At 54.3% G+C, this 17,973-nt stretch carries 16 protein-coding genes; 11 read left to right on the plus strand and 5 right to left on the minus strand.

The genetic code is table 11. The features are described from left to right. The first annotated feature begins 139 nt into the window (after positions 1 to 139). The 4 genes from K6958_RS19880 (at position 140) to K6958_RS19895 (ending at position 3,769) form a co-directional block, all read left to right on the plus strand. Positions 140 to 535: a polyketide cyclase gene (locus tag K6958_RS19880; RefSeq protein WP_249892688.1), complete on the plus strand. Its 396-nt coding sequence runs from the start codon at positions 140 to 142 to the stop codon at positions 533 to 535. A 547-nt stretch (positions 536 to 1,082) separates the two neighbouring features. Further along, complete coding sequence (locus tag K6958_RS19885) at positions 1,083 to 1,358, plus strand: bacteriocin immunity protein (RefSeq protein WP_249892689.1); 276 nt, start codon at positions 1,083 to 1,085, stop codon at positions 1,356 to 1,358. Positions 1,359 to 1,450: 92 nt separating this feature from the next. Beyond that, a complete protein-coding gene (locus tag K6958_RS19890) occupies positions 1,451 to 2,941 on the plus strand; it encodes an MOP flippase family protein (protein WP_249892690.1) in 1,491 nt (496 codons plus the stop codon). A 210-nt stretch (positions 2,942 to 3,151) separates the two neighbouring features. Next, on the plus strand, positions 3,152 to 3,769 hold the full coding sequence (locus K6958_RS19895) for a trimeric intracellular cation channel family protein (protein ID WP_085069264.1): 618 nt from the start codon (positions 3,152 to 3,154) through the stop codon (positions 3,767 to 3,769). Here the strand turns inward: K6958_RS19895 and ligB are convergent. Then, positions 3,744 to 5,525, minus strand: coding sequence for an NAD-dependent DNA ligase LigB (gene ligB, locus K6958_RS19900; RefSeq protein WP_249892691.1), 1,782 nt, complete (start codon positions 5,523 to 5,525; stop codon positions 3,744 to 3,746). The genes K6958_RS19895 and ligB overlap by 26 nt on opposite strands. A gap of 251 nt (positions 5,526 to 5,776) precedes the next feature. Between ligB and gmk the strand changes: the two genes are divergently transcribed. From gmk to K6958_RS19935, 7 genes are all read left to right on the plus strand, one after another. Beyond that, the gene (gene gmk, locus K6958_RS19905; RefSeq protein WP_249892692.1) at positions 5,777 to 6,400 is read left to right on the plus strand and encodes a guanylate kinase; all 624 of its coding nucleotides are present in this window, start codon (positions 5,777 to 5,779) and stop codon (positions 6,398 to 6,400) included. Between the two features lie 54 nt (positions 6,401 to 6,454). Further along, on the plus strand, positions 6,455 to 6,730 hold the full coding sequence (gene rpoZ / locus K6958_RS19910) for a DNA-directed RNA polymerase subunit omega (protein WP_085069262.1): 276 nt from the start codon (positions 6,455 to 6,457) through the stop codon (positions 6,728 to 6,730). Between the two features lie 19 nt (positions 6,731 to 6,749). Next, positions 6,750 to 8,858, plus strand: coding sequence for a bifunctional GTP diphosphokinase/guanosine-3',5'-bis pyrophosphate 3'-pyrophosphohydrolase (gene spoT / locus K6958_RS19915; protein ID WP_249892693.1), 2,109 nt, complete (start codon positions 6,750 to 6,752; stop codon positions 8,856 to 8,858). A 3-nt stretch (positions 8,859 to 8,861) separates the two neighbouring features. After that, positions 8,862 to 9,557 carry a tRNA (guanosine(18)-2'-O)-methyltransferase TrmH gene (gene trmH / locus K6958_RS19920; RefSeq protein WP_249892694.1) on the plus strand — a complete coding sequence of 232 codons (696 nt, stop codon included), beginning with the start codon at positions 8,862 to 8,864 and terminating at the stop codon, positions 9,555 to 9,557. Then, positions 9,554 to 11,635: an ATP-dependent DNA helicase RecG gene (recG, locus tag K6958_RS19925; protein ID WP_249892695.1), complete on the plus strand. Its 2,082-nt coding sequence runs from the start codon at positions 9,554 to 9,556 to the stop codon at positions 11,633 to 11,635. The genes trmH and recG overlap by 4 nt, the downstream gene beginning before the upstream one ends. Before the next feature lie 252 nt (positions 11,636 to 11,887). Continuing rightward, the gene (locus K6958_RS19930) at positions 11,888 to 13,273 is read left to right on the plus strand and encodes a nucleobase:cation symporter-2 family protein (protein ID WP_249892696.1); all 1,386 of its coding nucleotides are present in this window, start codon (positions 11,888 to 11,890) and stop codon (positions 13,271 to 13,273) included. A 128-nt stretch (positions 13,274 to 13,401) separates the two neighbouring features. Next, entirely contained in the window at positions 13,402 to 15,084 is a 1,683-nt protein-coding gene (locus tag K6958_RS19935; RefSeq protein WP_249892697.1) for an AsmA family protein, read from the plus strand. Here the strand turns inward: K6958_RS19935 and fabY are convergent. From fabY to yihX, 4 genes are read right to left on the minus strand one after another with little or no spacing between them, the layout of a single operon-like run. Continuing rightward, complete coding sequence (fabY, locus tag K6958_RS19940) at positions 15,075 to 16,004, minus strand: fatty acid biosynthesis protein FabY (protein ID WP_249892698.1); 930 nt, start codon at positions 16,002 to 16,004, stop codon at positions 15,075 to 15,077. The two genes, K6958_RS19935 and fabY, sit on opposite strands and share 10 nt — an antisense overlap. A 56-nt stretch (positions 16,005 to 16,060) precedes the next feature. Then, positions 16,061 to 16,498, minus strand: coding sequence for a D-aminoacyl-tRNA deacylase (dtd, locus tag K6958_RS19945; RefSeq protein ID WP_249892699.1), 438 nt, complete (start codon positions 16,496 to 16,498; stop codon positions 16,061 to 16,063). Continuing rightward, positions 16,495 to 17,358 (minus strand): virulence factor BrkB family protein, encoded by an 864-nt coding sequence (locus tag K6958_RS19950; RefSeq protein WP_249892700.1) that lies wholly within the window; start codon positions 17,356 to 17,358, stop codon positions 16,495 to 16,497. The genes dtd and K6958_RS19950 overlap by 4 nt, the downstream gene beginning before the upstream one ends. Positions 17,359 to 17,361: 3 nt before the next feature. Then, positions 17,362 to 17,958: a glucose-1-phosphatase gene (yihX, locus tag K6958_RS19955; protein WP_249892701.1), complete on the minus strand. Its 597-nt coding sequence runs from the start codon at positions 17,956 to 17,958 to the stop codon at positions 17,362 to 17,364. Between the last annotated feature and the right edge of the window lie 15 nt (positions 17,959 to 17,973).

Raw genomic sequence — 17,973 nt, forward strand, 5'->3', positions numbered from 1 at the left:
GCGCCGGACGCCCACAACCGGGCCTCTGACGCAGACGTATTTTCGCCATTGCATCGCCGACAGGCATTTAGCCCAGGCTCCCATTCCTTTATGCGTCGCACAATGCTTAAATCATTTCAGGCCCAATTCCGGAGGTATTATGCTGCCAACACATACGCTAAGTCTGTCCATTACACGTCACTGGCTGGATCTCTATGAAACTATCTGGAAGCCAGAATATTTTCCAAAGTGGGTTTCCCAACTCGGTGAAGCGCCGTTGCAGGCAGAAGGAAGCTATTGGAAAGCCAAAGGCCCGGATGGCACCTTAAAAGTGCGCTTTTCCGAGCACAACAGCTATGGGGTTATGGACTACTGGATTGATAATGGTTTCGGTAAAGAGATCTATATGCCGATGCGCATTGTTCCCAATCAGGAAGGGGCCCAGGTGCTGCTGACGCATTTTCGTCAACCCTTTACCTCTGATGAAATATTTCAGCAGGAGTTAGCGATATTAGAGCAGAACCTGCAGCGGCTTTACCAGCGGGTAACGTCCTGAATATACAAGCGCCGGCGCGAGACCGCGCGGCGCTGTTTCCGTGGCGTCCAACAGTGCATGCCGTTGAAGTCTGTTATCAGCTTAAAAGCAGGATGTTTGCCGCTACTTTTTCCGTATTATCAGGTAAGTACCCAGCCGTATTCAGGCTGCCTGCCGGAAATCCGTTGAGGTCTGTTCGGATCTGATAAAAAAGTAGCATGAAAAAAGGGTGCAGAAAGTTTACGCATTTTTGTGCAGACAACCAGCTTATTTTAAGTTAATTTAATGTAATTATGCGTAAGCACCCTTACAAAAAAACTCAATTTTACATTAATAATCAGTTAGTTAATATATACACCTTCTTAAAAAACCTTCAAAGATGCTTAAATAACATTAGCCAGATTATACGTTTGCGTTAATCCAGTTTTCGATCCATTCATTTTTTACATCCATTTATTATTATAATATTAATTTCAGATATTTCTTATGGTGATTCTTCTGAGTAAAAAAGCTATAAATCTACCTGCACACAGCAATTTCTAATAATCAGACCTTCCAGGAATTTTCTATGGAACGCATATCTCTGCAAGACTTTACCGAGCAAGAGTTTATTAATTTTGCACGTAAAATACTGTTAGCTGAGTTTGAAACGACTGAAGGATTATTAAAAGCAATAACGGAATTTGTGTTATTAGCGGGTCATCCGGCGGGTACCGATCTTATTTTATATCCGCAGGATTTTAATATTAACACGCCGCAAAATATGGTGGATGTGATAAAAACCTGGCGAAATCAGCACGGACTACCCTGCTTCAGGGATGATTATCTCGCTGTTGCTTTATAATTAAATAATTTCACCTGCTATAAAAATCAGAATAATAAGGGTCAGGATGACCCTCAAGCCAATACTGCTTTCCTTTTCACCACGGGTATACTATGTCTTTGAAGCAAAAAGCAATTAATGGTGCGAAATGGTCAGCCATTTCGTCAGTTATGACGATTGGATTGGGTATTTTACAATTAACCCTGCTCGCCAGGATGATTGATCCGAAACAATTTGGTTTACTGACCATTGCATTAGTTATTTTAACGCTGGTGGATACGCTTTCTGATTTTGGTTTATCCAATTCAGTGATACAGCGCAAAACCATGTCTGAAACAGAGTTATCTACTTTATACTGGCTGAATATTTTTGTTGGCCTGGCGGTTTTTGTCGTTATCTATTTTAGCAGCCATGCTATCAGCGCATTGCTTCATCAGCCCGAGCTGAATGACTTGATTCAGGCTCTCTCTGTTGCCTTTATTATCATTCCTCAGGGGCAGCAATTCCGAGCGTTATTGCAAAAAGAGCTGGCGTTTACACAAATTGGCCGTACCGAAGTGCTGGCCGCCTTATCCGGGTTTGCGGTTACACTAATTTCCGCCTTATGGACTCCTTCAGCGCTTTGCGCTATCTGGGGATACCTGACGATGATCTCTGTACGCACGCTGCTTTTTTGTTATTACGGCGGGAAGATTTATCGCCCTCAGTTTGTTTTTGAGCTGAAAAGCGTGCGCAGTAATTTACGCTACGGGGGTTATCTGACCGCAGACAGTTTAATTAATCAGCTGAGTATGAACATGCCGACTATGCTGCTTTCACGCCTGTTGGGTGCGGTGGCTACCGGGGGATATAACCTTGCTTATAATCTCGCCGTTATGCCGCCGGCGAAGATCAATCCCATCCTGTCGCGCGTGTTATTCCCGGCCTTTGCACAGATGCAGGACGATCGGCCACGTTTGCGTCATAACTTCTATAAGATGTTATCGATTATGAGTCTGCTGAATTTCGTTGCGCTACTGGGTATGTTTGGCGTTGCTCATAATTTGGTATTAAGCCTGTTTGGCGAACGCTGGCTGTTTATTGCTCCGGTGCTGCAGGTGCTTTGTATCGCAGGCATGATGCGGGCTATTAATAACCCCGTCGGTTCTCTGGTGATGGCAAAAGGCGCCGTTGATATCAGCTCAAAGCTTAATGCGCTTCGTCTGGCGCTTTCTGTACCGGTTATCTGGCTGGGCGCGCAATGGGGCGGGCTTATGGGCGCCACCATCGGATTCACGGCGTTACAGGTGTTCACTCTGCTGACGAACTATTTCGTATTGATCCGCCCGCTACTGGGCGCCAGCAGCAAGGCCTATTTAGCCAGCCAATGGATGCCGCTGCGCATGGCATTGCCTACGCTTTGGATCAGCTATGCACTGGGTTATGCGCTGGACGGCATGATGCCGGTCGCTCTTACGCTTACCTTACAAATTGCCGCCGGTGGGTTGGTATGGGGTTTGATGCTCCTGAGTAGCCATGAGCCGCTGGTGCTGGAAATCAAACATATTGTGCTGCGTAAAACAGGTTCAGCCGTAGCGTTAAATGAGCAAAAAAAATTAATCTAATAATAAAAGCTGTAATGGGTGGATAAATGCCTGTAACCAGGTATTTTTATTAAGCGCGCTGCTATAGCGCGCTTTTTTTATGGTTTTTCAGGCAGTCTTTTGCCGCTTCGCATAAACAGAGCTAATCCGGATGCGAATGCCTTAGAAATTTTCACTCGTCTACAATCAGAGAAGCGCTGTAGGCTTGCCACCGTTTTCCTGGAGCTGGCTATGTTACTGACCGTACTCTATATCATAGGTATTACTGCCGAAGCGATGACCGGCGCACTGGCGGCCGGCCGGCGTAAAATGGATCTCTTCGGCGTGATTATCATCGCGTCGGTAACCGCTATTGGCGGAGGGTCGGTGCGTGACATGCTGTTAGGACATTATCCGCTCGGCTGGGTCAAGCACCCTGAATACATCATGATTGTCGCCGCCGCTGCTGTAGTTACGACAGTTGTTGCGCCTTTGATGACCCATCTCCGTAAGGTGTTTCTGGTGCTGGATGCATTAGGGTTAGTAGTTTTCTCGATTATTGGCGCTCAGGTTGCGCTTGATATGGGGCACGCTTCTATTATCGCGGCCATTAGCGCAGTCATTACCGGCGTCTTCGGCGGCGTACTGCGCGATATGTTTTGCAACCGTATCCCGCTGGTATTTCAGAAAGAGCTATACGCCGGAATCGCCTTTGCCGCAGGATGGCTCTATATCTTGCTGTTAAAAACCCCGCTCTCGCATGAAACGGTCATTCTGATCACCTTACTGTTTGGCTTTCTTTCCCGTTTGTTGGCGCTGCGGTTTAGGCTGGGACTGCCTATTTTTAACTATCCGCATCCGGAGCATTAATCGCCCTGCTTTCCAACGGCGGGGGTAACACCTGAGATTCGGTTGTTTCAGCATATGGCAACGGGGCGGAAGCCTCCTCTTTTCGTGCCGCTTGCCACTGCTGGATAAAACCGATCATTTCTCTGACCTGCTGATCCTTCAGCCAGACATCGATGCGCTGCGCCAGCGTTGCGCCAACGCCAGGTAACTGCTGCCAGCTTTGCAGGCTGCGATCCAGCAGCTGAGACCAACTGTTATCCGACAGGGCATTAAGCGCAGCGGCGGGCAACGGAACGCCAAGCGCTTTTACCCAGCGGCGAAACGGCTGATGCTGCACCCGGTTAAAATAATGCATTATTTGCCTGGCTTTTGATGGCGAGATGCCCGGCACTGCGGAAAGCTGCTCACTCTGCATATCAAGCCAGGAAAAGAGATGCAGAAAGTTGGGATGTTGCAGCAGGCGTTGCCAGGTGCTGCGCTGCATCCCCGGCAGATCGAGCGCCTCCCGCTGACTTAGCCAACTTAAACGGGAAAGAAGCTGTTTGCGGCAGCCCGCGCTGTTATAAAAGCAGCTCAGGCTATGATAATTTTGCGCGACAGGCGGCTCAGGTCGGTTGCGCTGCACCACTCGCCAGACCACATCTTCAAAATGCGGGATGCCCTGACCTGCCAGACTGATCGCTACCTGATCGCCGGGTACGATATCCAGCGCACGCCAGCGCGCCAGAGAACCCAGGCTGACACGCCGCACGGTTTTATCATCCAGCTGCACGGGCGCGACATTAAGCACCACAGCAATTTTCCCGGTGCGCCCTATCGGAAAATCAACCGACTGCACTTCACTGCTGATCACCGGTGGTGCATATTTCCAGGCGGCGACCTCTTCGCTGCTGCCAGGCATCCATTGCTTACCGGCCGATCGACGTTCCTGATGGATCACTACGCCATCGGTCACAAAGGGCAGCGGCGCGTGAAACCAATGCTCACGCCACCGGGCCACCTCTTCTTCATCGCTTACCGGCTGCGTCCAGGCGTAGGCTACCCCAAAACCTAATTGTTTAAGCGCAGTCTGCCGCTGGGCCATGGTTTGCGGTCCATCGGGCCATGCCCAGATAAAAAGCCCCAGCTGTGAAAGCAAGGGCGAAGGCTGCTGACGCATGAGCGCGCCCGCGACCTGAGCACGTGCGTTTTTACCGCCATCGATCGCCTGCCGATGAGCGTTCATGGCCAGGAATAATTCGCCCTGCAATACCAGCATGTGTCTTTTATCCGGGATGTTTTGCGGAAGGGTGGGAATATACGCGGCTTTATCCAGCCAGTTCTGTCCCTTCAGGCCATCGCCACGACTGATCAAGGCGGTCAGTTTTCCCTGCTGATAAACCAACGTTACCGCTACGCCGTCTACTTTCGGCTGTACAAATAGCGGCCCTTTGCCCTGCATCCAGTACGCCACCGCCAGCTTATCCGGCAGTTTTCTTACACCGGTATGCGCCACAGGATGATCGACCGTACCATTATCCCCCCAGGCGGAGCTATCTGCCGTCGCCGTGGGTTGAAAACAGTGCTGCCATTGCCGTAACCGTTGTTGCAGACTGTCATACAGCGCATCATCAATCAGCGTCTGCCCGTCACGATAGTAGGCCCGGTCCCAGTTGCGCAGCTGGCGCTGAAGGTGCGTTATCTCTTCCGTAGCGCGCGCCGGCGTCCAGCGTGGGCATAACGCCTGCGCCGCGCCGGCAAACAGGCACAGCAGCCATAACATCCTTTTTCCTGGCATAGTTCCTCCTTATTCTCCGCTGCCGCAGTAAAGCGGATTAAAGGCGGCGCAGCGAGAAGCAAGGAACTAAACGGGAAAACCGATCGCAAGTTTTTATTGCAAGGCCTGCAAACCGCCACGCTTCAGGCGGCTTACTTTCCATAAAAGAAGAAAAACCACAGCGGAACGGCGCAAACGCTGCATGGCGGCGGCAAGCCGTGTATACTGTGCAGGAAACAGACTCCGCTCTTTTACACACTTCAAGAACTATCATGGCTCAAGGCACGCTTTACATTATTTCCGCCCCCAGCGGCGCAGGCAAATCCAGTCTGATTCAGGCTATGCTGAAAACGCAGCCGCTTTACGATACACAGGTATCTATTTCGCATACGACGCGCGGAATGCGTCCCGGCGAACAGCATGGCGAGCACTACTACTTCGTTTCTAAGCAAGAATTCGAAACGATGATTGAGCAGGATGCTTTTCTTGAGCATGCTGAAGTGTTTGGTAACTACTACGGCACGTCACGCATGGCGATTGAACAAGTACTGGCGACCGGCGTTGATGTCTTCCTGGATATTGACTGGCAGGGCGCGCAGCAGATCCGGCAGAAAATGCCGTCGGCACGCAGTATCTTTGTTTTACCGCCCTCGAAAGAGGAGCTCGATCGCCGCTTACGCGGTCGCGGTCAGGATAGCGAAGGGGTTATCGCTCGCCGCATGGCTCAGGCCGTTGCAGAGATGAGCCACTATGCCGAGTACGACTATTTAATCGTTAATGATGATTTTGATCTGGCGCTGTCGGATCTCAAAACCATTATTCGCGCTGAGCGTCTGCGTATGGGCCGTCAAAAATCCCGGCATGATGCATTAATCAGCAAACTATTGGCAGACTGAAGCCACTTTCAGTATTATGCCCAGTCATTTCTTCACCTGTGGAGTAGCACAATTATGGCACGCGTAACCGTTCAGGACGCAGTAGAGAAAATTGGTAACCGTTTTGACCTGGTTCTGGTCGCTGCACGTCGCGCACGTCAGATGCAGGTGAGCGGTAAAGATCCGCTGGTACCGGAAGAGAACGATAAACCGACCGTTATCGCTCTGCGCGAAATCGAAGAAGGCCTGATCACTAATCAGATCCTTGATGTACGTGAGCGCCAGGAACAGCATGAGCAAGAAGCCGCCGAGTTGCAGGCCGTTACCGCTATCGCTGAAGGTCGTCGTTAATTAGCCGGAAGGCTCGCCCTTGTATCTTTTTGAAAGCCTCAATCAGCTGATTGAAAAATACTTGCCTGAGGAGCAAATCAAGCGCCTCAAGCAAGCTTATCTTGTCTCACGTGATGCTCACGAGGGGCAGACTCGCTCCAGCGGTGAGCCCTATATCACCCATCCCGTCGCCGTCGCCTGTATTCTGGCGGAAATGAAGCTCGACTATGAAACCCTCATGGCCGCGCTGCTGCATGACGTGATTGAAGACACGCCCGCCACCTATCAGGACATGGAACAGCTGTTCGGCAAAAGCGTCGCCGAACTGGTTGAAGGCGTATCCAAGCTGGATAAGCTGAAGTTCCGTGATAAAAAAGAGGCGCAGGCGGAAAACTTCCGCAAGATGATCATGGCGATGGTGCAGGATATCCGCGTCATCCTGATCAAGCTGGCCGACCGTACGCACAATATGCGCACGCTGGGTTCGCTGCGGCCGGATAAACGGCGGCGCATCGCGCGTGAAACGCTGGAAATCTACAGTCCGCTGGCGCACCGTCTGGGTATTCATCACCTGAAAACCGAGCTGGAAGAGCTGGGCTTCGAAGCGCTCTACCCTAATCGTTATCGCGTGATTAAAGAAGTGGTGAAAGCCGCGCGCGGTAACCGTAAAGAGATGATCCAAAAAATCCTTGCGGAGATTGAAGGGCGTTTGCAGGAGGCTGGCATTCCCTGTCGCGTCTTTGGCCGTGAGAAACACCTTTATTCCATCTACTGCAAAATGCATCTCAAAGAGCAGCGCTTCCATTCCATTATGGATATCTACGCGTTTCGCGTGATCGTCCGTGATGTGGATACCTGCTATCGCGTATTGGGTCAGATGCACAGCCTGTATAAGCCGCGTCCGGGCCGGGTGAAAGATTATATCGCTATCCCGAAAGCGAACGGCTATCAGTCGCTGCATACCTCGATGATTGGTCCGCATGGCGTGCCGGTTGAAGTGCAGATCCGTACGGAAGATATGGATCAGATGGCGGAAATGGGGGTTGCGGCGCACTGGGCTTATAAAGAACAGGGCGAGAGCGGCACCACCGCGCAGATTCGTGCGCAGCGTTGGCTGCAAAGCCTGCTGGAGCTGCAGCAAAGCGCCGGCAGCTCCTTTGAATTTATCGAAAGCGTTAAATCCGATCTGTTCCCGGATGAGATTTACGTTTTCACCCCGGAAGGGCGCATTGTCGAGCTGCCCGCGGGCGCGACGCCAGTGGATTTCGCCTATGCGGTGCATACCGATATTGGTCATGCCTGCGTGGGCGCGCGCGTCGATCGGCAGCCCTATCCCCTTTCGCAGCCGTTGGCCAGCGGCCAGACGGTGGAAATCATTACCGCGCCCGGCGCTCGGCCTAATGCCGCCTGGCTTAACTTTGTCGTCAGTTCGAAAGCGCGCGCCAAGATCCGTCAGCTGCTGAAAAACCTTAAGCGCGAAGACTCGGTCAGTCTGGGTCGCCGTCTGCTAAATCATGCGTTGGGCGGCAGCCGTAAACTGGCTGAGATCCCGCCGGAAAGCATTGAACATGAGCTGGAGCGGATGAAGCTGGCGTCGCTGGATGATCTGCTGGCGGAAATCGGTCTGGGCAATGCGATGAGCGTAGTGGTGGCGAAAAACCTGCTGGATACCGCAGGCGGCACCTCTTCCAGTGCCGCATCGCGCAGCAAACTGCCGATTAAAGGCGCTGACGGCGTGTTGATTACCTTTGCGAAGTGCTGCCGTCCGATTCCTGGCGACCCGATTGTAGCGCACGTCAGTCCTGGCAAGGGGCTGGTGGTTCACCATGAGTCGTGCCGTAATATTCGTGGCTATCAGAAAGAGCCCGAGAAATTTATGGCGGTGGAATGGGATAAGGTGACCGAGCAAGAGTTCGTCGCTGAGATTAAAGTCGATATGTTTAACCATCAGGGCGCGCTGGCGAACCTGACGGCGGCGATTAACACCGCCCGATCGAATATTCAAAGCCTGAACACGGAAGAGCGTGACGGCCGCGTTTACAGCGCCTTTATTCGTTTGACGGCACGCGATCGCGTTCATTTGGCGAATATTATGCGCAAAATTCGTGTAATGCCGGACGTCATCAAAGTTCACCGTAACCGAAACTAACGCATGAATGCTCAACGTTTTGCTCGTATACGCGAGATGCTGGCCGCGCGCCAGCATGACCTTACCGTATGCATGGAGCAGGTACATAAACCCCACAACGTGTCCGCGATTATTCGTACGGCGGACGCGGTGGGCGTTCACGAAGTTCACGCCGTCTGGCCCGCTAACCGCATGCGTACCGTGGTTTCATCTGCTGCCGGCAGCAACAGCTGGGTGCAGGTAAAAACCCACCGTACCATTGCGGATGCGGTAACCCATCTGAAACAGCAGGATATGCAGGTCCTGGCGACCAATCTTTCCGCCAAAGCGGTCGATTTTCGTGAAATCGACTATACGCGCCCAACCTGCATTCTGATGGGTCAGGAAAAAACCGGAATTACTCAGGAAGCGCTGGCGCTGGCCGATCGGGACATTATTATCCCGATGGTGGGCATGGTGCAGTCACTGAATGTTTCGGTCGCCTCCGCGCTGATTCTGTATGAGGCGCAGCGCCAGCGGCAAAACGCTGGCATGTACCAACGCGATATCAGTACGCTACCGCGTTCTGAACAGCAGCGTTTGCTGTTTGAGGGCGGTTATCCGGTACTGGCGCGCGTGGCTAAACAGAAAGGCCTGCCCCGCCCTGAGATTGACGACAACGGCGAAGTGGTTGCCGATGCCGAGTGGTGGGCCGCAATGCAGTCAACGGCTAAACGATGAAAGGCCGCCTGCTGGATGCCGTTCCGCTCAGCACTCTTTCCGGCGTAGGCGCAAGCCAGGCCGGGAAGCTGGCGAAGATCGGGCTGCATACCGTGCAGGATTTATTGCTGCACCTGCCGCTGCGTTATGAAGATCGCACGCAGCTCTACCGGATTAACGATCTGTTGCCTGGCATCTGGGCGACGGTCGAAGGCGAAGTACTGCACACCGATGTCACCTTTGGCCGCCGCCGGATGCTGGTCAGCCAGATTAGCGATGGTTCCGGCGTAGTAACGCTGCGCTTTTTCAACTTCAACGCCGGGATGAAAAATGGGCTGTCGCCCGGTGCGCGCGTGACGGCTTACGGCGAGATCAAACGGGGCCAGCGCGGCGCAGAGATGATCCATCCTGAATACCGCATTCAGGGCGAGCACAGCGTTACCGAGCTACAGGAAACGCTGACCCCGGTTTATCCCACTACCGAAGGGATTCGTCAGGCCACGCTGCGTAGCCTGACCGATCAAGCGCTGAAATTACTGGATACCTGCCCGATTGCCGAACTGCTGCCAGCAGAATTAAGCGGCGGCCTGCTTAGCCTGCCGGATGCGCTGCGCACGCTGCATCGGCCGCCACCGGATATGCAGCTGGCCGATCTGGAAAGCGGCCGCCATCCGGCCCAGCGCCGTTTGATCCTTGAAGAGCTGTTGGCGCATAACCTGAGTATGCTGGCGGTGCGCGCTGGCGCTCAACGCTATCATGCGTTGGCCATGTCGCCGCGCCATACGCTGCGCGATCGGCTACTGGCGGCACTGCCGTTTAAGCCGACCGCCGCTCAGCAGCGAGTAGTTAAAGAAATTGAGCAGGATCTTACCCATGATTACCCCATGATGCGGCTGGTGCAGGGTGATGTCGGCTCGGGCAAAACGCTGGTTGCGGCGCTGGCCGCACTGGATGTGATCGCGCACGGTAAGCAGGTGGCGCTGATGGCGCCGACCGAACTGCTGGCCGAGCAGCACGCTAACAATTTCCGGCAGTGGTTTGCGCCGCTAGGCATCGAGGTTGGTTGGCTGGCAGGCAAGCAGAAGGGTAAGGCCCGTCTGGCGCAGCAGGAAGCCATTGCCAGCGGCCAGGTTTCCATGGTGGTCGGCACGCACGCGATTTTCCAGGAGCAGGTGCAATTTAATGGCCTGGCGTTGGTGATTATTGATGAACAGCACCGCTTCGGCGTTCATCAGCGTCTGGCGCTGTGGGAAAAAGGCGAAGAGCAAGGTTTCCATCCGCATCAGCTTATTATGACCGCAACGCCCATCCCACGGACGCTGGCGATGACCGCCTATGCCGACCTGGATACCTCGGTTATTGATGAGCTGCCTCCGGGACGTACGCCGGTGACTACCGTCGCCATCCCTGACTCGCGGCGCGCTGAAATTATCGAGCGGGTAAAAAGCGCCTGCCAGACGGAAGGGCGTCAGGCTTACTGGGTGTGTACCCTGATTGAAGAGTCAGACCTGCTGGAAGCGCAGGCGGCGGAAGCGACCTGGGAAGAGTTGAAGCTGGCGCTGCCTGGTTTACGGGTTGGCCTGGTTCATGGCCGTATGAAGCCGCAGGAAAAACAGGATGTGATGCAGGCTTTTAAACAGGGCGAGATGCAGCTGCTGGTTGCGACGACGGTTATTGAAGTGGGCGTGGATGTGCCTAACGCCAGCCTGATGATTATCGAAAACCCGGAACGCCTCGGCCTGGCTCAGTTGCATCAGTTGCGCGGACGCGTAGGTCGTGGCGCGGTCGCCTCGCACTGTGTGCTGCTGTATAAATCTCCGCTGAGCAAAACGGCGCAAAAGCGTCTGCAGGTGCTACGCGATAGCAATGACGGTTTCGTTATTGCCCAGTGCGATTTGGAAATCCGTGGACCCGGAGAGCTGCTGGGTACGCGACAAACCGGCAACGCTGAATTTAAAGTGGCCGACCTGCTACGCGATCAGGCGCTTATTCCTGAAGTGCAGCGCATCGCGCGCCATATTCATCAACACTATCCGCAACAGGCGCAGGCGCTGATTGAGCGCTGGCTGCCTGAAACCGATCGCTACACCAACGCCTGACACCCCTCTTCTCTTTTTGATCCAGAATAAATAGCTGCCAAATAATTCGGGGTGCATGCAGGCGGCTACGCCACGCCTCTCCGGACGCTTTTATGAAGGAATAATGGTAAATAAGCGGGAAAAGCTAATACATCTGTCGTCAGATTGCTATCCCAGGCCAGATGGTTAAAACAGTGACCAGAAAGAGCAAACGATTGCTTTTGCGTTGCAGTGAATTACAATCGCCACTTTGTTTCTCAGGGAACCCAAATCATGTCCGCCAATCCTCATGAAATCGCCCCGTCCGCTACCGGCGCGACGTCGAAGAGCGAACTTATTTACCGTCTGGAAGATCGTCCTCCGCTACCGCAAACGCTCTTTGCCGCCTGTCAGCATTTGCTGGCAATGTTCGTGGCGGTCATTACCCCCGCCCTGTTGATTTGTCAGGCGCTTGGCCTGCCGGCTCAGGATACGCAGCACATTATCAGCATGTCGCTGTTTGCCTCTGGCGTCGCGTCGATTTTACAGATTAAAACCTGGGGCCCAGTAGGATCGGGACTGCTTTCCATTCAGGGCACCAGCTTTAACTTTGTCAGCCCGCTGATTATGGGCGGCCTGGCGTTAAAAAATGGCGGCGCCGATGTGCCGACTATGATGGCTGCTCTGTTCGGTACGCTGATGGTCGCCTCCTGTACTGAGATGGTAATTTCCCGCTTCCTGCATTTGGCACGCCGCATTATTACGCCGCTGGTGTCCGGTATCGTGGTGATGATCATTGGCCTGTCACTGATTCAGGTGGGATTAACCTCTATCGGCGGCGGCTTTGCCGCGATGAACGATCACACCTTCGGCGCGCCGAAAAATCTGCTGCTGGCCGGCGCAGTGCTGGTAGTCATCATTATCCTGAATCGTCAGCGTAACCCTTACCTACGCGTCGCCTCGCTGGTGATTGCGATGGCGGTGGGCTATTTACTGGCGTGGGCGCTGGATATGCTGCCGGAAAACCCTGCGCCGACCAACAACGCGTTGGTGGCCGTTCCGATGCCGCTCTATTATGGCCTGGGCTTTGACTGGAACCTGCTTATCCCGCTAATGCTGGTATTTATGGTGACCTCGCTGGAAACCATCGGCGATATTACCGCCACTTCTGATGTCTCAGAACAGCCGGTTAGCGGGCCGCTTTATATGAAGCGGCTAAAAGGCGGCGTGTTGGCTAACGGCTTTAACTCTTTTGTCTCTGCGCTGTTTAACACCTTCCCAAACTCCTGCTTCGGTCAGAATAACGGCGTTATCCAGCTAACCGGCGTAGCCAGCCGTTATGTCGGTTTTGTGGTGGCGCTGATGCTGATTGTGCTGGGCCTGTTTCCTGCGGTAAGCGGCTTTGTGCAGCACATTCCAGAACCGGTGCTGGGCGGCGCAACCATTGTGATGTTCGGCACTATCGCCGCTTCCGGGGTGCGTATTGTCTCGCGTGAGCCGTTAAATCGTCGGGCCATTATGATTATGGCGTTATCGCTGGCGGTGGGACTGGGCGTGTCGCAGCAGCCGCTGATCCTACAGTTTGCGCCAGACTGGTTAAAAACTTTGCTCTCCTCTGGTATCGCCGCTGGCGGCATTACCGCCATTGTGCTGAATCTGTTTTTCCCGCACGAGAAGTAACTCTTGCAGGGCGGGCCACGGCTCGCCCTCCTCCACGTATTTATTCCGGCTTTACAACCAGGCGGTTGAGCTATGCCTGTAATTAGGGCATAACAGGCGATACCGGAAATTCATACGGAAGGATGCAAATGAAATTTGTCGGAAAGTTAACGCTTTCGCTGTTGTTGCTACTGTTACTGACGTTGGTAACGATCTATCTTTTGCTGCAAACCCGCTGGGGTGCGGAATGGACCAGCAGGCGCATAAGCGACGATACGGCCTGGCATCTTTCCATCGGTAAAATTGAGCATAACTTTTCCAGCCCGGCGTTGCTGACCTTACGCAATGTGAGTTTCGGTCATGATGGCCAACCTGCGGTGATGGTGGCAAAAACCGTTAATCTCGGTTTAACCTTCTCTCTGTTTAACGATGCGCTGCACTTTACCCGCATTGAGCTACAGGACGGCTCACTGAACGTCGCCAATATGGCGGCGGATATGGCCTGGCCATTACAGGCCGATCGCCTTCAGCTGCGTAATATGGCGCTGAATAGCCCCCGACAGGCCATCAATGCCGTGGCGGTAAACGGCGGTGTGATTCCCTGGCTGCCGCGTGCGGGCAATATTCTGGGCACGAATGCCAGTTTTCAGGCCAGCGCAGACCGCATGACGCTACAGGGGCTGGACGTGACCAACGCATTGGTTCAGGGAAGAGTCAGCGATAGACTGCTGATGCTGAATAATTTCGGCGCCGATCTGGCGCGCGGCTCGGTGACCGGCAGCGCTCAACGCGATGCGCAGGGCAAGTGGCAGGTGCCGGCGCTGCGCCTGAATGATATCCGTCTGCAGACGGATAAATCGCTTAGCGCCTTCTTACAACCGCTACGCAATCTCTCTTCGGTGCATTTTTCACGCCTGGATATAACGGATGCGCGCTTACAGGGACCGGACTGGGCGGTAACCGATCTCGATTTGCTGCTAAAAAACCTGACGATAAGCAACGGCGACTGGCAAAGCGAAGATGGCTCGCTGGCGCTGAATGCCGACAGCTTTATCAACGGCCAGCTGACATTAAACGATCCTATTCTGAATCTCGATTTCTCCCCGCAGGGCATTGCGGATGCGCGATTTAGCTCTCGCTGGGTTAACGGTTTAATCCGTGCCCAGGGCAACTGGCAACGTCAAACCAGGCAGCTGACGCTGGATGAGTTGGTACTGGCGGGGCTGGAATATACGTTGCCGGAGAACTGGCGTGACCGCTGGATGGCCACGCTGCCGGCCTGGCTCGACAGCGTGCGGGTGAAAAAGCTGAGCGGTAACCGCAACCTGATTATTGATGTGAACCCTCAGTATCCGTTTCAGTTAACCGCGCTGGACGCCAGCGGTTCTGACCTGCTGCTGGCGCGTCATCGCCAATGGGGGATCTGGCAGGGCGACCTTAACCTGAATGCGGCAGAAGCCACCTTCAACCGCACCGATGTTCGCCACCCTTCGCTAACGTTGAAGGCCGATGCCGAACAGATTGCGGTAACGGAAATGAGCGCCTTTGTGGATAAGGGTATGCTGGAAGGCCTGGCTACGCTGGATCAAACGCCGGCGCGTCAGCTTTCATTAACGCTGAACGGCCGGGGCGTCGCGGCAGATGTGTTAAAAAACTGGGGCTGGCCTGCGCCGCCGCTCACCGGTCAGGCTACGTTGCAGCTACAGCTACAGGCGCGCCTGGCGGCAGAAGCCGCATTGAAAAACAGCGCTAACGGTACCTTAACGCTGACGGCGGACGGGCAAACCCTGCAGCAAACCATGACCAGGGGTGAAGTCAGCACTCAGCCATGAGGCTCCAGCGGCCCGTCGGGATCGGCGGGCAGCACAATATAAACGCCGCTAAATACCGCACCGCTCTCTTCACCGCCGAACAGCTCCACCTCCAGCTGCACGCGTGCTTTACGCCCACGCGCCAGGCGATCAAGGTCGCCACTTAGCGAACCAAGATCGGCAGAAGCGCTGGGCTTGCCGCTAATAGGCTTACTGTAACGAATATGGGCGTCGGCCAGAATAATGGTACCGCCTAAATGGCGCTCGCGCAGCAACAACCAGATCAAGCCCCAGCCGGTCAACGTGGCAAGAGAAAACAGGCTGCCCGCAAATAGCGTATGGTGCGGGTTCTGATTGCCGGTTTCCGGCATGGTAGTCATGAACTTCTGCCCGGTATACTGCGTAATACGCACGCCCATCTTTTCGCTGAGTGGGATATGCTCATACCAGGCCTGTTGCAGTTGCCCGCACCAGTCGGCGCGATGCAGGATGTCATCCAGGGTGATAACCGGTTTAATCATTAAAAAGTGGCGTACCGGTGTGGTAAGCGGCGCAGTAATCTCCCCCTGATTGACATAGCCCAGCTTGGCAAAGAACTCGACCGCATCCTCACGCGCGCTACAAACCACCCGTTTAACGCCTTCCTGACGCGCCACAGACTCCAGCGTCATCGCCACCAGCGTACCTAATCCTTTACCCTGTACCGTCGGATGCACCGCCAGAAAACGAATAGAGGCTTCATTATCCGCATTGATATAAAGGCGGCCTGCGGCGACAGGCTTACCCTGCTCATCCACCACCATTTGGTGATGCGCCATGGCATCCCAGGCGTCCCGCTCTGAACCCTGCGGCTGACGCAGCGGCTTACGTAACATTTCCCAGCGGAACTGGTAATACATCTCCAGCTCTTCGGCAGTTTCCGGCACTCGTAGGTGATACATAAAAGGATTCTCTCGTTCGGCGTGGGCGTGGTTGTTCCGGGCGGCGGCTACCGGCATCATACCTGTAGCCAAAAGGTTACCGGCCCATCATTCACTAAGGCGACCTGCATATCTGCGGCAAAGCGCCCGTTTTCCACGGGTAGATCCTTCTGACGGCAGCAGTCGCTGAAATAGTGATAAAGGCGCTCCGCTTCCTGCGGTTCAGCGCCGCGGGAAAAGCTGGGCCGCATCCCCTTTTGCGTGTCGGCGGCCAGCGTAAACTGCGAAACCACCAATACGCTTCCCCCAGCCTGCTGGACATTCAGATTCATTTTGCCGTTTTCATCGCTGAAAATCCGATAGCCCAGCACCCGATCGCACAGGCGCTGCGCTTTCTGTTCATCATCCTCTTTTTCCACGCCCAGCAATATCAACAAACCGGGACCAATCTTTCCCACCGTTTCATCTGCCACCGTAACACTGGCGCTGAGCACCCGCTGAATTAATGCAATCATGCTTCCTCACTGCCTTTCTCTTGTTGTTGTCGCTGACGATACTCGCCCAGCGTGACGGTTATCTCCGCCCCTAATAATACGATACACCACGTCCAGTAAACCCACAGGAACAGAATCGGGACAACGGCCAGCACGCCGTAAATCAACTGGTACGATGGGAACATGGTGATGTAAAGCGCGAACGCCTTTTTCCCCAACTCAAACAGCAGGCCTGCCACCAGCGCCCCGATTAATGCATCGCGCTGCGGCACCCGTGTGGTAGGGACCAGACTGTATAACAGCCAGAAAGCCAGCCAGGAAAGCAGCAACGGAAAAAGACGTAGCGCCTGATCGATAAGTCCGGTCACGCCGCTGACCGCCACCCATTTTAACGATAAAAGCCAGGTGCTAATCGCCAGGCTGGCGCCGGCCAATAGCGGTCCCAGCGTCAGGATCATCCAGTAGACGGCGAAAGAGTACACCAGCGGACGCTTTTTCTGGCTGCGCCAGATGGCATTCAACGCGCTGTCGATGGAGTGCATCAGTAGCAGCGCAGTGACAATCAGCCCAACTGCGCCCACCACCGTCATTTTATTCACGTTGGCTACAAAGCGATCGAGGTAATCCTGCACCACATTGCCCGCCGCCGGGATGAAGTTATTAAAGATAAAATGCTTTAGCTGCACGCTGATATCGGAGAATACCGGAAAGGCGGCGAACAGCGAGAAGACCACCGCCACCAGCGGGACCAGCGCCAACAGGGAGACAAAGGCCAGGTTACCCGCCTCGGTCGTCATGCCATCATGATTGTTACGATGCCAGAGGAGCTTGAGCCAGGCGCCCGCTGTACGGATGCGTCGACGTAAAGAGAACGGCGCCATCAGTTATCCACGATGTGCAAACCAGTCCGGCACCACCTGTGCATCGGTCACATGTACGGCGGTTATCCCCAACTGGCGCGCCGCCTCGATATTCTCCAGGTTATCGTCAAAGAAAACGGCGTCGGCGGCGCTAACGCCCTCTTCTTGCAGCACCCGCTGGAAAATGCGCGCTTCCGGTTTACGCATGCCTAAATCCTGCGAAAGATAGAGCTTATCCGCGGCCTGCTGCACTTCCGGATACTGTGATGGCCAGTAGTCGCAATGCAGTCGGTTGGTATTAGAGAGGATAACTACCCGTTCGCCGCGCACGCGCAGCTGTTGCATCAGGGTGATGACTTCAGGACGCAGGCCGACGAATACCGCCTGCCAGCCCGCGGTAAATTGTTCATAGCTGAGCGCCACATCCAACTCGGCGCAGAGGTTAGCCGCGAACTGCTCATCGCTGATTTCGCCGCGCTCATGCTGTTCAAAGTTTTCGCCCATCTGAAAGCGGCTTTTTAACATCGCCAGCGGGACGCGGCCAAGGTCGCTCCAGACGCCTAAAACCCGGCTAAAGTCGATATCTACAATGACGTTACCTAAATCAAAGATATACAGCATGGTCATCTCCTTTCG

Source organism: Mixta hanseatica, assembly GCF_023517775.1.
GTDB lineage: Bacteria > Pseudomonadota > Gammaproteobacteria > Enterobacterales > Enterobacteriaceae > Mixta > Mixta hanseatica.